This window comes from Kineococcus gynurae (genome assembly GCF_042433995.1).
GTDB classification, from domain to species: Bacteria; Actinomycetota; Actinomycetes; order Actinomycetales; family Kineococcaceae; genus Kineococcus; species Kineococcus gynurae.
This window is the reverse complement of the sequence record NZ_JBHLUI010000010.1, coordinates 174,832-188,982: the sequence shown is the minus strand read 5'-3', so window position 1 is coordinate 188,982 and position 14,151 is coordinate 174,832. Positions and strand designations below refer to the sequence as shown.

Annotated in this window: 13 protein-coding genes; 4 read left to right on the top strand and 9 right to left on the bottom strand. The window is 73.2% G+C overall.

Going from position 1 to position 14,151, the window contains the following annotated elements; all coding sequences use genetic code 11:
* Positions 1 to 239: 239 nt before the first annotated feature.
* Entirely contained in the window at positions 240 to 1,772 is a 1,533-nt protein-coding gene (locus tag ACFFKU_RS14560) for a malectin domain-containing carbohydrate-binding protein (protein WP_380139019.1), read from the bottom strand.
* Between the two features lie 530 nt (positions 1,773 to 2,302).
* Here ACFFKU_RS14560 and ACFFKU_RS14555 point away from each other — a divergent pair.
* Entirely contained in the window at positions 2,303 to 3,616 is a 1,314-nt protein-coding gene (locus ACFFKU_RS14555) for an MATE family efflux transporter (protein WP_380139018.1), read from the top strand.
* Between the two features lie 202 nt (positions 3,617 to 3,818).
* On the opposite strand, the gene ACFFKU_RS14550 is transcribed toward ACFFKU_RS14555, so the two are convergent.
* On the bottom strand, positions 3,819 to 3,947 hold the full coding sequence (locus ACFFKU_RS14550; protein ID WP_380139016.1) for a hypothetical protein: 129 nt from the start codon (positions 3,945 to 3,947) through the stop codon (positions 3,819 to 3,821).
* Positions 3,948 to 4,013: 66 nt separating this feature from the next.
* Positions 4,014 to 5,498, bottom strand: coding sequence for a Wzz/FepE/Etk N-terminal domain-containing protein (locus tag ACFFKU_RS14545; RefSeq protein WP_380139014.1), 1,485 nt, complete (start codon positions 5,496 to 5,498; stop codon positions 4,014 to 4,016).
* 334 nt (positions 5,499 to 5,832) lie between these two features.
* Here ACFFKU_RS14545 and ACFFKU_RS14540 point away from each other — a divergent pair, with 334 nt between their 5' ends.
* Positions 5,833 to 7,248, top strand: coding sequence for a hypothetical protein (locus ACFFKU_RS14540; RefSeq protein ID WP_380139013.1), 1,416 nt, complete (start codon positions 5,833 to 5,835; stop codon positions 7,246 to 7,248).
* 6 nt (positions 7,249 to 7,254) lie between these two features.
* Here ACFFKU_RS14540 and ACFFKU_RS14535 read toward each other — a convergent pair whose 3' ends face one another.
* Positions 7,255 to 8,421, bottom strand: coding sequence for a glycosyl hydrolase (locus ACFFKU_RS14535; RefSeq protein WP_380139011.1), 1,167 nt, complete (start codon positions 8,419 to 8,421; stop codon positions 7,255 to 7,257).
* 228 nt (positions 8,422 to 8,649) lie between these two features.
* On the opposite strand from ACFFKU_RS14535, the gene ACFFKU_RS14530 reads away from it, so the two are divergent.
* Entirely contained in the window at positions 8,650 to 9,387 is a 738-nt protein-coding gene (locus tag ACFFKU_RS14530; protein WP_380139010.1) for a methyltransferase domain-containing protein, read from the top strand.
* A 7-nt stretch (positions 9,388 to 9,394) separates the two neighbouring features.
* Positions 9,395 to 9,571, top strand: a complete 177-nt coding sequence (locus ACFFKU_RS14525) for a hypothetical protein (protein WP_380139008.1) — start codon at positions 9,395 to 9,397, stop codon at positions 9,569 to 9,571.
* A gap of 3 nt (positions 9,572 to 9,574) precedes the next feature.
* Here ACFFKU_RS14525 and ACFFKU_RS14520 read toward each other — a convergent pair whose 3' ends face one another.
* The 5 genes from ACFFKU_RS14520 to ACFFKU_RS14500 form a co-directional block, all read right to left on the bottom strand.
* Positions 9,575 to 11,110 carry a PH domain-containing protein gene (locus tag ACFFKU_RS14520; RefSeq protein ID WP_380139007.1) on the bottom strand — a complete coding sequence of 512 codons (1,536 nt, stop codon included), beginning with the start codon at positions 11,108 to 11,110 and terminating at the stop codon, positions 9,575 to 9,577.
* Positions 11,107 to 11,595: a PH domain-containing protein gene (locus ACFFKU_RS14515; RefSeq protein WP_380139006.1), complete on the bottom strand. Its 489-nt coding sequence runs from the start codon at positions 11,593 to 11,595 to the stop codon at positions 11,107 to 11,109. The genes ACFFKU_RS14520 and ACFFKU_RS14515 overlap by 4 nt, the downstream gene beginning before the upstream one ends.
* A gap of 49 nt (positions 11,596 to 11,644) precedes the next feature.
* On the bottom strand, positions 11,645 to 12,607 hold the full coding sequence (locus ACFFKU_RS14510; protein ID WP_380139005.1) for an ABC transporter substrate-binding protein: 963 nt from the start codon (positions 12,605 to 12,607) through the stop codon (positions 11,645 to 11,647).
* Positions 12,608 to 12,693: 86 nt separating this feature from the next.
* Positions 12,694 to 13,446 (bottom strand): ABC transporter permease, encoded by a 753-nt coding sequence (locus ACFFKU_RS14505; RefSeq protein ID WP_380139003.1) that lies wholly within the window; start codon positions 13,444 to 13,446, stop codon positions 12,694 to 12,696.
* Positions 13,446 to 14,132 carry an ABC transporter permease gene (locus ACFFKU_RS14500; protein WP_380139353.1) on the bottom strand — a complete coding sequence of 229 codons (687 nt, stop codon included), beginning with the start codon at positions 14,130 to 14,132 and terminating at the stop codon, positions 13,446 to 13,448. The genes ACFFKU_RS14505 and ACFFKU_RS14500 overlap by 1 nt, the downstream gene beginning before the upstream one ends.
* Positions 14,133 to 14,151 lie beyond the last annotated feature (19 nt).

The window sequence follows — 14,151 nt, the reverse complement described above, 5'->3', positions numbered from 1 at the left end:
GTTGCGACCCGTCGACCCAGAGTTTTAGGCAATCACGGGGTTCTTCACCGAAGTTCCTCAGGAGAATGACGCGGAGTTGTGAGATCACTACTCTCAGTTCGTGATTGACTCCATGTGACGAACGCCTCATGTCTCACCCCGGTTCTCACCTCTCGTGTTGGATCTGTCACTCAAAGTAAGAAGCCCGGGCGGTCCCGATCCGTGGATCGGAACCGCCCGGGTTCGTGGGGGGAGTGGGATCAGAACAGGTCGCGGTACTTCGCGGCCGCGTTCGGCTGGCGGGTGCCCGAGGTGAGCAGCCAGCGGCGGTTGTCCTTGTCGACGTTGAACTGCACCTCGTAGAGCAGCTTGCCCGCGCCGGTGCCGCCGTTGGCCTCGAAGAAGTCGTGCATGCCCTGGACGAAGGCCGGGGAGTCACCCGCGTCGGCGTTGCCGGACCACTCCGACACCGACAGGGGCAGCCCGACCGACTTCGCGAACTCCAGGTGCTTGGCCAGGCCCTTCGGCGCGCCCCAGGCGTCGGTCTGCTGCGCCGCCGAGTCGAACTGCCCCTGCGTCGCGACGTAGGGGTACTGGTTGTAGTAGTCGACCCCCATGACGTCGACGTAGGCCGCACCCGGGAAGCTCAGCCGCCAGTCGAAGCCGGTCGAGACCGACTCGCGGTTGACGTTGAAGACCATCTTGGCCGCGGGGAAGATCTCCTTCTGCAGCGCGCGGTACCGCTTCCAGCTGCTCACGAAGTCGCGGTAGTTGTTCTTGTCGACCGACCAGGGGTACCAGTTGCCGTTCATCTCGTGGGCGAAGCGGATGTACACGGTCCCGCTCTTGCCCGCCCGCAGGTCGCGCAGCTTGGTCAGCGACTGCCGCCACCGGGCGTCGTAGGCGCCGTTCGCGCCGGCCGCCCAGGACTCGCCGGGGCCGATGCCGCCGACGGCGACGTCCAGGTCCTTGTTCCAGTTGCCGTACTCGCCGCTGGAGTTCAGCTGCCAGAAATTGGCCGCCGCGGTGTTGTTGTCCGACCAGGTGGAGGAGACGGTGACCTCCGAGCCGCGCCAACGGCCGAAGTCGCCGTTGGTCACGCCGGTGCCCGAGGCGCCGGACTTCCAGGGCCCGGCGGTCGAGGCCGGCGGGGTGCTGGGCGCCGGGGTGGGCGTCGGGGTCGGGGTGGTGGTCGGGATGGTCGGCGTCGGGTTGGTGGGACGCGGCGTGGGGGTCACGACCCCGGTGTTGCTGGTCACGGAGCGGACCAGGATGCCGGCCGCCTTGGCGGAGTCCTTGGTGGCGCTGAACCCGAGGTCGAGACGACCGTCGGTCACCGACACCCGGAAGGTGCGGTCGACGGCCACGTTCTTGCCGGCCACGGCGACGAGGTCCAGGTTCGAGACGACCGCACGGCCCTCGGCGGTGACGCTGAAGACGCGGGTGGACGGGGTGGAGTACCAGGTCTCGGCCTGCTTCAGGGTGACGTCGTAGTCACCGTTGGGGACGGCCGCGCTCCAGGAGCGGACCCCCCAGCGCTCGGTCTGGTAGAGCCGGTCGTCCGAGGTGCCCTTGATGTCGGCGCTGGTGGTGCGGTCGACCTGGGTCCCGCCCACGAAGGCGGAGCTGGGGGACCAGGTGTTGCCCGCGGAGTCCTTGACGGCCGAGGCCGCGGTGGTGACCCGCAGCACGGTTCCGGCCGCGTCGGCCTCGGCGGCGGTGACGGTGGTGAGACCACCGGCCAGCGTCGCGGCGGCAGCCGTGGACAGCAGAACCTTGGGGAGGGTGCGCATCGGGTGGATCGACCTCGCTGACTCGTCAGTGGCGGGTCGCGGATCGACCGGCGCCGGCTGGGGTGCGTTCGGGGTGACACCACTGACTTCGGGCTCCGGGGCGGAGACCTTGAGGAAAAAGTTCGTCGAAACCTGTAACGCCCGGTGGGTCGGCAACGATCACGCGCCCTCACCGGAGGAGCCCCGTGCTCCGATCGGGTGGACCTGACCCGAGGCCGCCGACGGCGACCCCGCCCCGACCCCACCGCGGCGCGGGGCGGCCCCCCGGCCCGTCCCGGACGCGACAGGGCCACCCGGGTGACGCGTCGGGACGGTTCCGCCGACCGGCCCCGACCCGACCCCGGTCCGGCGCGCGCGACGGGCGGCCGGGATCTCCCACCGTCACGGCAGATCACGGTCCGTCGCCCCCGGGGACCTCGCGACGATGCTGAGAGAGAACTGCGAAGCGCGTCGACGCCGTCGGTGGCCGGGGTAGATTTGCGCGGCACCGGGGAACTCACGGTGCTGTCGATGGAACGGACAGTGGTGCTTTGACTGAGGGAGATCGCGGGCCGGCCTGGCGCCGGGTCCTCTGGAACATCACCGACCAGGGCGTCTCCAGCCTCAACAACTTCCTGCTGCAGTTCATGGTCGCCCACGCGGTCGCCCCGGACCACTTCGGCGCCTTCGCCATCGCCTTCGCGGTGTACTCCGTCGTGGTGGGCCTCTGCCGGGCCCTGGCGACGACCCCGCTGGCCATCCGCTTCGCCGACACCACCGACGAGGAGTTCCGCGTCGCCGCCCGGGCCGGCACCGGGGCGGCCGGCGCCCTCGGCCTCTCGGTGGGCGTGGTGCTCGCCGGACTCGGTGGCGCGATGTACGCGCTCGCCGACAGCCGGGACTCCAGTCTCGGTCTGACCGGGACCGGGCTCCTCGCCCTCGCCGTGGTCATCCCCGGCCTCCTCCTGCAGGACGCCTGGCGGCAGGTGCTGCTGGCCCGACGTCGTCCCGCGGCCTCCGCGGGCGTGAACGTGGTGTGGACCGCGATCCAGACCGCGGCCGTGGTGGTCCTGCTCCTGCAGGGCGCCGACTCCGCGATCCCGTTCATCCTCGCCTGGGGCGGTTCGGCCTTCCTCGCCTCGCTGCTCGGCGTGAAGCTGCTGCGCGGGTGGCCGCGCCTGCGCAGCGTGCCGGGCTGGATCCGCGAGCAGTGGAGCCTCACCCGCTACCTGCTGCCCGAGTTCGCCGTCCTGCAGGGCGGGGCGCAGCTCTCGGTCTTCGTGGTCTCGCTGGTCACCGCCTCGACGCTGGCGGCGGGTTCGCTGCGCGGGGCGAACCTGCTGATGTCGCCGATCATGATCCTCTCGACCAGCTTGCTCAGCTTCGTCGTGCCCGAGCTCGCCAAGCGGCGCAGCCACATGGGCGTGAAGGCGTGGCGACGCGCGGCCTGGCTGGTCTCCCTCGCGGTCAGCTGCACCGGGACGGTCTGGGGCGTCGTCTTCCTGCTGCTGCCGGACTCCTTCGGCCAGGCCCTGCTCAACGAGACCTGGGACGGCACGCGCGACGTGCTGCTGCCGATCGTCGTGGCCCAGGCCGGCTCCGCCGCCGCGGTCGGGTTCGCGAGCGTCCTCTACGCCATGGATCGCGCCCCGGTCACCCTGCGCATCCACATCGTCTACGCAATCCTGCTCGTCGTCCTCACCACCGGCGGCGCCTTCTGGGACGGCGCCCACGGCACCGCGGTCGGCAGCGCCATCGCCTTCTGGGCGGTCATCCCGTTGTGGATCGTCGCCGTCCGGCGCGAGTCGACCCGGGTGGTCGCGAACCGCGAGCGGGAGGCCGCCGCGGCCACCGCCGCGCCCTGATCCCGCGCCCATCCGGCGTCCTTCCCGCGGGACCCCCTCGCACCGACCCCCGTCACCGCACCGCGGTGCGGGGGTCGTCCCGTTACCGCAGGCCGGCCCCTCCCAGCGGCCCCTTCCCCTCCCCACGTCCCTCCCCGTGATCAAGGAATTGTCGGCCGGTCGGTTCTCGTCGGGACCGCGCGACCGGGCGGAGATTCCTTGATCACGGCAGGTGGGTCCGGGCCGGCGGGTGGGTCCGGGCCGGCGGGTGGGTCCGGACCGGCGGGTGGGTCCGGGCCGGCGGGTGGGCCCGGGCCGGCAGGTCGATCGGCAGGTCGGTCGGCGGTCGCACGGGGGACGGGAACGACGACGGCGCCCCCTCCGAGGACGGAGGGGGCGCCGTGGGACGCGGGTGGGATCAGCCCTGGTGCAGCTGTTCCGTACGACCGCGCGCGTTCTCGGAGCGGCTGTGCGCACCGGTCGGGCGGGGTTCGGCGCTGCGGACCTCGCCGCTGGAGCCGGAGGGGTCCCGCACGACGACCTGGGCGACGACGGCCGGGGCCGCGATGGACAGCTGCGCCATCGTCGTGCTGACCGTCTGGGCGCGGGGATCGGCCTCGACCTGGACCAGCACCGCGTCGACCTCGCCCGCGACGGCGAACGCGACCGGGCTGGAGGTCACCGCCCCGCCCACGAAGATGACCAGGTGACCGGCCTCGACGAGCTGCCGGATGCCGGCGCCGACGACGTGGGGCTGCAGCGAACGGGCGTCCAGGGGCAGCACGCCGACGATGGCACCGCCGCCGATGACCCAGGGCCGGACCTCCTCGTTCCAGCGACCCTCGGGCAGGGCCACCGAACGGCGGGAGGAGACGGGGGCGCCGAGGGCGGCCAACCGGCTGCCGGCCTCGTCGGCGTCGACCAGCACCACGCGCCGACCGGCACGGGCGGCGGAGGCCGCCAGCCCGGTGGCCAGGGCGCCCGCACTGCCGCTGGTCGCGGTGACCAGCACGCTGGCCACCTCCAGCCGGGGGGTACGCAGGTGCCCGAGGTGCTGCAGACCGACCAGCACGACCCCGGCGCTGCGGCTGGCGGCGCTCAGCGGGTCGGACAACGAACGACCCGAGGGCAGCGAGGACCAGCGGGCGAGCTCGGCGACCCCGGTCAGCGGGGCCGCGGTCACCCGCTGCTTGAGGTGGGCGCCCCAGACGACCGCGCCGCCGGCCAGCAGCAGCCCGACCAGGCCGCCGACGACGGCGATCTGCCACGGGTAGGGCGCGGAGGCCGCGGTGGGCGGGTCGGCGAGGTCGATGCTGGCGACGCCGGAGCCGTAGGTCACGGCCGAGAGGTTGATGCTCGCCCGGGCGTCAACGGTGTCGACGGCGGCCAGCGCCGCCGCGACCCGGGCGTCGACGGTCGCCTGGGCGGTGGTCTGGTACGCCGTCGCGATGGCGTTCGCGGTCTGCGCGGCGTCGGCGGCCGTGGTCCCGGTGGCGGTGACGGTGATCTGGTTCGTCTCGGTCGAGGCGGTGATCGTCAGCAGGTCCTTGAGGTCCTCGCGGGCGTCGACCGGCACGGCCGGGTCGGCGGTCGCGGCCTGCGCGGCCTCGAGCACGACGCTGGACTGCACGACCGCGGCCTGCAGCGCCGCCCACTGGGTGGAGTCACCCAGCTGCGCGGAGTTCCCCCCGTTGCTGGCGGCGGACGGGTCGAACGGCCGGTCCTTGCTGAGGGTGATCGTCGCGGTGGCCGAGTAGGTCGGGGTGAGCAGCTGCCCGGCGGCGAACCAGCCGAGGACGGCCATGACGATCCCGACCGCCAGCACCGTCCACTTGTGCCGGAGGACCGCCCCCCAGGCGCTGACCCCATTGCGTTGCGCGGATACTTCCGGTGTCGCCGCCACGAATCTCCTCCTGATCGGCCGGTGTTCCCGGCGGGCGGCGCTTCGCCACCGTTCTGCGCCGTCATCCTTCCATCGCCGTCGCGCCGCGTACCGTGCTTGCACCCGGCCGGCCCAGACCGCCACCCCCGTGGAGCAACGACGCGTTGGGCCGGACGTGTGGTGCGGTCGTCCACCGCCCCCCGACGGCCCTACGACCCACGATGACGCCCCCCGACGCATCCCGGCGCGCCTACCATGACACAGGAAGGTCCGTCCGTCCGACCGACCGTGACCGTTCTTACGGCCCTGTCCCGGGCCTTCACCCGATCTCCATGAACCGCCGCGAGGAGCTGTTGTGACGCCTGCCGCACCATCTGCGACGACGCCCGACGAGGCCCCCGCGAAGTCGCGGATGCTCCTGGCCGCGGCCAGCAACTCCATCGCCGACCGGCGCGTCATGGCCGTCGTCACGATCTGTTTGATCTCGGTCACGTTCCTGCAGCGATTCGTCGTGCCGCTCGGGCCGTTGTTGTCGCTGTCGGTCCCGATCGTGCTGCTCGGACTCGCCTACCTGCTGTACCAGGGCGACGCGGTGGAGAATCCGGCCGCGACCCGCTGGTTCCTCGTCGCGGTCGCGGTCTGTTCTCTCGCAGCGGGTCTCGCGCTCCTGCTGAACCGCTCCGGCAGCCTGACGTCGCTGCTGTACCTGCCGGTGATCTGGGTCGCCTTCGCGATCCGGCTGCACCCGGAACGGTGGCACCTCTACCCGCGCGTGCTGCGCCGGTTCGAGTCCCTCATGGTCTTCTTCGGCGCCCTGGGGATCCTGCAGACCCTGACCCAGGCCCTCGGCGTCTGGACCTACCAGGACTACGTGCTCTCGGTCGTCCCGGAGAACTTCCTGTTCACCGGTTACAACACGTCGTACCCGGTCGAGTACGGATCGCCGATCATCAAGGCGAACGGGTTCTTCTTCAACGAGCCCTCGATCTTCGCGCAGTTCCTCGCGGTCGCCCTGCTCAGCGTGCTGGTCCGCCGGGGCGGCGTCGTGCGCGGCCTGGTCCTGGCCGCGGCGCTGGCCTGCACCATCTCGGGGACGGGCCTGCTGTTCGCCGTCTTCGGGATGGGCGTGCTGGCGCTGCGCCGGGGCGGGCTGTGGACGCTGCGCATCGTCGTCGCGGCCGTCGTCGTCGGCGTCGCGGTGCTGCTGTCGCCGTTCGGTCAGATCTTCCTGAAGCGCTCCACCGAGACGTCGTCGACGAACTCCAGCGGCAACCTGCGCTTCGTCCTGCCCTACGAGGAGATCGGCCGGATCTGGTCGGAGCAGCCCGTGACGATGCTGCTCGGCAAGGGGGCGGGGTTCGCCGACGCCCTGGCCAACCAGATCCTCGAGCTGACGAAACTGCCCATCAACTTCTCCGGGGTCGCGAAACTCGTCCTCGAGTACGGGATCCCCGCGGCCGTGCTGTTCTGCGTCTTCGTGGCCCTCGTCTGGGTGCGCCGCTGCCCCTCGCCGACGCTCGGCTGGTCGGCGGTCTTCGGCAGCGCCCTGCTGACCGGCAGCCTCCTGCAGCCGCAGGTGCTCTACGTCTTCGTGCCGCTCATCTCGATGTTCATCGGCCACCGCTTCGAGCAGGTGCTCGACGACGAGCGGCGCGAGGCGATGCGGGCGGCGCCGACCGCCCCCGTGGACGCGGGGGCGGCGGCGACCGGGGTCACCGTCACCCCCGCCTCGCCCAACGGCGTCGACCCGGGACGCTCCCGGGCCCGCTGAGCAGCGTCAGGCGTCCGTGGGCGCGGCGTCGCCGCCGGGCCCGAAGCGCTCCCGGAAGGCGGCCGCGCCGCGCGGGGCGTCGCTCAGGGTCATGCCCACCCCGCCGTCCGGGACGTCGAAGTAGGCCTGGTAGCGGACCGGGTTGCCGGCGATGACGTCGGCCATCTGGTCGATGAACTCGGGGCTGTCGCCGCCGCCCTGGGTGTCGCCCTCGGCGACCATCGCCCATTCCGGGAAGCTCAGCGGCTTGTTGCGCTCGGCGGCGAAGCGCACCACCTCGGCGACGCTGTTCATCTTCTCGCCCTTGGCCTGCCACCGGGCGTCCGGGTCGATCGGCGCGATGTAGGAGTCGTAGACGTCGACCCCGATGATGTCGACGTACTCGTCGCCGGGGTAGAGCTCGGAGATGTCGACGGAGTTCTGCGGCCCCTCGGCGATGCAGAAGTCGATCTCGAAGTCGGAGCCGGGCACCTCGACGGCCCGCACGATCCGGCGGAAGTAGGCCTTCCAGGCCTCCCGCTGCTCCTCGGACTCCCCCACGTAGTGGTTCTCGTACCAGGTGCCGTTCATCTCCCAGCCGAGGCGCAGGATCGAGGAGCCGAGCCCCAGCGAGACCAGGTTCTCGCCCAGGTCCACCCAGTAGGAGTCGTACTCGCCCGCGGCGCCGCGCTCGCGCCAGTCGTCGTCGGGGTCCTCGGGGGCCAGGTGCACCGCGATGCTGAGCTTGCGGCTGTCCGGGGCCTCCCGGACCCACGCGCCCCAGTCCTGCCCCTCGGGGGCGTCGTTGGCGAACCACGGGTGGGTCAGGTCGTGCCAGTCGGTCTGGGAGGTGAAGACCACCCCGACCGCGACGGGCTGGGAGACGAAGTCGCCGAACTGCTCCAGGTCGACCACGTCGTGGCTGCGGTAGGTCCCGATCCACTTGCTGTCCAGGTCCACGGCGTCGGCGGGCTCGCGAGGGGCCCACTCCCCCGTCGACCCGGTCGCCCCCGGACCCGTGGACGGGGAGGCCGTCGGCCGTCCGTCGCGGTCGGAGGCCCACCAGGCCACCCCGGCACCGCCCGCCACCACCGCTGCGCCGGCACCGATCAGCCAGCGCCGGCCCGGGCCGCGGGGCCGCCGCGGCGGCTCGGGCGCCGGCTGCGCCTGGGCGCTCTGAGTCGTGTCCACCACCGGGTCGTCCTCCCCTGTCATCACGTCGTCGACCGGTCCACCCCCGCGGAGCCGACGGGCCCCAGCGTAGGCCGGTTCCCCGAAACCCTCTCGCCGCGTCAGGGTCCGGTCACCCCGACGGACGACCGGTCGGACCGATCGGTTCCCAGGGTGCGCCCCGGGCGCTGAGAGGTCCCTGAGCCGCGCCTCGCCGAGGCGTCGGTCCGGGCAGGCCCTAAGGTCCGTGACGTGGGACGTTTCGACAACGTCGCGGCGCTCGCGGCCCCGGCCGCCGGTGCCGTCGCCGTCGACCTCGGCTGCGGCAGCGGTCGCAGCACGCGCGCCCTCCTGGCGGCCGGCGCCGGGACCGTGCACGCGGTCGACGCGGGTTCGGTCCTCGACGACGACCTGCTCCTGGACCCCCGGGTGCGGGCGCACATCTCCCCGCTGGAGTCGCTCCCCCTGGCCGACGGCGGCGCCGACGTCGCCGTCTCGGTCAACGTGCTGGAGCACCTCGACGACGACGGGGTGGACGCGCACCTGGGCGAGATGCACCGCGTGCTGCGCCCGGGCGGGGTCGCGGTCCTGACCCATTCCGACTGGGACACCGCGTTGTTCACCGCCGGGGACGACAGCCTGACCCGCGAGCTGCTGGACCGGTTCGTCGCCGCGCCGCCGCAGGCGGGGGTCCGGGTCGACGGGTTCGCCGGCCGCAAGCTGCTGCGGCACGCGGCCCGCAGCGCCTTCCGCCTCGAGGCCGTGCACTCCTGGGCCGACCCGCACCGGCGCTTCGACGAGGGCTCGGTGGCCTGGAAGGTCGCGACCGGCATCCTCGCCGCCGTCCGCGACGACACCCGTCTGGCCGCGCGGGCCGCCGGGTGGGTCGAGGACCTGCGTTCGGCCGCCCAGGCCGGGGAATTCCTCTTCGCGGTCACCGACGTCGCCCTCGTGCTGCGCCGGGAACCGGACGGGGACGAGGGGCGTTGATCGGGCCGTGGCGAACCTCATGGGCAAACTGACGTCGTTCCTCAACTCCCCGAAGGGCCAGAAGGTGGCCGGTCAGGTCACCCGCAAGGCCCAGCAGATGGCCAGCGACCCCAACACCCGGCGCAAGATCGACTCCGGTCTCGCCCAGGTGCAGAAGCGGTTCAAGAAGAACCCGCCGCGCTGACCGTCAGTCCCGCTGCGCCCCGTCCCCGGGCGGGGCGGGCGCGACGCTCGGCCGGTGGGGCGACCGCATCCAGCGCTCCGGTCCCGCCGCGGCCCGGGCCGCCCGCGACCGGCGCCCCTGCTCCTCCAGCAGCGCGGCGGCCACCTGCGCGTCGAGGTGGTCCACCCGCGGGGTGACGGGACCCGGGGTCGAGTGCAGCAGGAAGCTCGCCAGGCCCAGCCGGCGCTGCACCGGCCCCTGCCGCAGCCCCAGCGACTGCGTGCGCTCGTTCGGGACCACGACGAGGGACCGCACGAGCCGACCGCTGCGGGCCAGCAGGGCCCCGTCGGTCACGAGGAACCCGTGGCGCCGCCAGGCGACCGGGTCCAGCCACCGGGCCGGGCGCGGGGCGGGGGTGAACCCGCCGTCGGTGCCGGTCCCGTGCAACCCGGCCCGCAGCACGTCCGCCGAGCGCCGCTGCTCTCCCGACGCGGGAGCCGAGGCGTCCACCGCCGCCCCCGACTCGGGCACGACCTCGTGGAGACCGATGCCCGGCAGGACGACCGCCAGCACCCGGCCGAGGTCCTCGGTCGTGCCGACCGGCAGGAGCACCGTCCCGCGGGTGCCCTCCTCCCCCGAGGACCCGGAACCGGCGTAACCGGCCACGTTCACCGACACCGTCCACCACCCCGCCCGTCGCCAGAGCAGCGGCTGGGAGATCCGCAGCGCCTGCACCCGCCCCGGCGGGACGGTCTGCGCGCGCTGGGTGAGCAGCCCGTGGCGCAGCCGCAGCCCGTCGGGCGACTCCGCGACGGAGAAACCGAAACCGTTCGAGAACCGCTGCCACACCACGGACACCAGGCCGATCGCCGGGGCGGCGATCCCGGTCAGCGGCGCGAGGCTGCGGGTCCACACCACCGCGACGACGGCCCCGGCCACGACCAGGAGGGCCAGCAGGGTCCACCCGCTGGCCAGGGTCGAGGCCACCAGCCGACCCGGCGGGACCTCGGCCACGGCGCGCTGCGGGGCCTCCGGGACCTCCTGCCCGGCCTCGACGCGCACCCCCGCCGCAGCGGCCAGCAACGCGTTGCGCACCCGCTGGGCCTCGGCCTCGGTGAGGTAGGCCAGGGACATGCGGCTCCCGGTACCCCCGGCGACCTCGAGCTGGAGCTCGGCCAGTCCGAAGATCCGACCCAGCAGCGGACGCACCACGTCGACGGCCTGCAGGCGGTCGAGCTGGGCGCTGCGGGCCTGGCGCCAGAAGACCCCCTGCTCGAGGCGCACCGCCTCGTCGTCGATCCGGTAGCGCGTCCGCCGCCAGGCGACGGCGCTCCACCCCGCCCCGACGAGCGCGAGCAGCACCAGCCCCCCGAGGACCGAGACGAGCAGCAGCCAGCCGGGCAACCGCGCCCGGAGGAGGTCGTCGAGCCCCTGCTGCGCCAGCAGGACGAGGCCGACCGCCAGGACCTTCCACGCCTTCAGCACCGGGGTGATCCGGTGCAGCCGACGCCACCCCTGGTCGGCCAGGACCGCGCGGGTCGGGGCGTCGAGCTCGCTCACAGCCCCGCCAGCCTCGCCTCGCCGCGCGCCGCGAGCCGGTCGCGCAGCCGGGCCGCCTCCTCCGGCACCAGGCCGGGGATCAGGGCGTCGGTGGCCGGGGAGGCGGTGTGCAGCTGCACCTTGGCGATGCCGAACCGACGGTCCAGCGGGCCGGCCTGGACGTCGACGAACTGCAGCCGTCCGTAGGGGACGACGACCAGGGAACGGAACAGGATGCCCTTGCGCACCAGCAGGTCGTCGTCACGCTCGGCGTACCCCCAGGCGCGGGCCTGGCGACCCACCAACCACCACTGCCACCCGAAGAACGCGGCGACCGCGACCAGACCGGTGGCGATCCACGGGGTGAGCAGCGCGGCGAGGACGACGAGCACCACCGTGACCGCCCCGCAGACGATCGCGAGCACGATCCGCTCGACCGTCGCCAGCCGGGGGGACACGGCGTGCCACCGGACGTCGGTCGGGGCGAACGGTTCCGCTGGTTCCATGCCCCCCAGCCTGCCCCACCCGGGGGCGGACCGACCCGCTGACCGGCCCTCAGACCAGGCCCTTCTCCTCCAGCCACTCCTTGGCCACGTCGGCCGGGCGCTCGCGCTGGGCGTCGACCTTGAGGTTCAGCTCGGCCAGGTCCTCGGTCGTGAGGACAGGGGCCAGCTTGTTCAGGGCGTCGGCGATCTTGGGGTCGGACGCCTTCTCGGTGTTCACGATCGGCACCAGGTTGTCCGCGGCCTGCAAGTTCTTGTCGTCCTCGAGCAGGACCAGGCCCAGCGCGTCCAGCGTGCCGTCGGTCGTCCCGGTCTCGCCCAGCTGCGCGGCCCCGTCCACGACCTTCTGCTTGGCCGAGGCGCTGCCGTAGGGGTCGCCGGTGAGCGAGGAGATCTGCAGCCCGTAGACCCGCTCCAGGCCCGGCTGGCAGAACGTGTTCTCGCGGCAGTCGTCGCCCGCGGCCAGGACGACGGGCTGGTTGCGGGCGGCGAGCTGGGACAGCGTCGTGACCCCGTTGTCGTCGGAGAACGTCTTGGTGACGTAGAACCCGTTGGTGTTCTGGGCCTGGGCCGGGGTCAGCACCGTCAGCCCGGCGGCCTCGGCCAGCGGGGTCATCGCCTGGATGGTGGTCGAGGCCTCGTTGGTGGCGATGGGGGCCGCGTCGGACCCGTTCGCCGTCCGGTTCAGGTACTCGGCCATCGACGCGGCGTATTCGGGGACGACGTCGATCTCGCCGGACTCCAACGCCGGGGCGTAGACCGCGCGCTCCCCGGCCGACTTGATCGTGACCGTGTACCCGGCGCCCTCCAACAGGCCCGCGTAGATGTTCTGCATGATCTGCATCTCGGAGGCGTCGGACCCGCCGACCACCAGGGCCGTGCCCTCGGTCCCACTCCCCGCACCGGTGGTCGTCGGGGCGGAGACCTCGTCGGGGCTGGAGCAGGCGCCGACCAGCAGGAGGCTGGAGGCGGCGAGGGCGAGACTGCGGCGCCCGAAGGATCGCGGCTGGGGCATGGTGGCCACCTTCTGTGTCCCGTGGGGTCGCCCCCACGCGTGTCCGGCGGCCCGCCGACGGGTCCCGCCCGCGGCCGCTCTCTCGGTCAGATGGCAGTAGACCCCACGGGTCCGACATCGGCATCCGCATCCGGGCGCGTGTCGGGATCCGGCGTCCGGTCCCGGCGGCCGCGCGAGCGCCGGGCCGGGTCCGCCCGACGCTGCAGCAGCGCCAGCAGGGCCTCGGCCGCGAGGGCGAGGACGGCGATCAGCAGGGCGCCGGAGAGGTAGCGGCTCGGGTCCTGGACGGTGAACCCCTCGCTGACGATGCGCCCCAGCCCGGGCCCCCCGACGATGCCGGCCACCGAGGCGGTCGCGATCGTCTGCAGGGCGGCCAGCCGGATGCCGGTGAAGATCAGCGGGGCGGCCAGCGGGACCTCGACCCGGGTCACCAGCTGCCGGGCCGACATCCCCATGCCGCGGGCCGCGTCGACCGTGGCGGCGTCGACCCCGCGCATCCCCACGTAGGTGTTGATCAGCAACGGGGGGACCGAGAAGAGCGCCAGCGCCAGGACCACCGACACGTCGTTGGCCCCCAGCGGGGCCGGGAGCAGGAAGAACAACGCGATGAGGGCGAGGACGGGGACCGCCCGACCGATGTTGCCCAGGGCGATCGCGAGCCCACCCCCCTTGCCGACGTGCCCGAGGAGGATCGCGACCGGCACGGTGACGACGACCGCCAGCACGATCGCGAGCAGCGAGAGCCCCACGTGCTCCCCCAGCCGCAGCCCCAGACCGTTGGGCCCGCGCCAGCTCGCCGGGTCGCCGAGGTAGGAGGTGACGAGCGTGATCCATTCCATCAGGCGTCCACCTCCACCGCGGTCCGGGCCCGGCGGCGCGGGCTCAGCGCCCGTTGCACCGCGAGCAGCAGCAGGTCGAGCACGAGGGCCAGGACGACGACGGCCACCGCGGCGGTGAGGACCTGGGCGTTGAAGAACGAGCGCTGCCCCTGCAGCAGCAGGTTCCCCAGGCCCCCGAACCCGACGAGGGACCCGATGGTCGCCATCGCCACCGTCGACACCGTCGCGATGCGGACCCCGGCCACGATCGCCGGGAGGGCCAGCGGCAGCTCCACCGACCAGAGCAACCGCCCCGGCCCGTAGCCCATGCCTCGGGCCGCGTCGAGGACCGCGGCGGGCACGGCGTCGAGGCCCGCCAGGATGTTGCGCAGCAGGACCACCAACGAGTACAGGATCAACGGCACGACGACGGTCGCGAGGCTCAGCCCCGTGAAGGGCACCATCGCCGGGATGAGGGCCAGCGAGGGGATCGCGTAGAGGACCGTCGTGGCCCCGAGCAGCGCCCCCTTCAGGACGCGCGTCCGGCGCACGAGCAGGGCCAGCGGGAACGCGACGACCAGCCCCACCAGCACGCTGATGACGGTGATCTCCAGGTGCTGGGTCGTTGCGGTCAGCAGCTCGTCGGAGCGCGACGTCACGTAGTCGGAGCAGATCCAGTCGTTGCGCGCGAGACAGTTGCCGCTCAGGCCGCTGTGGGCGAGGCTT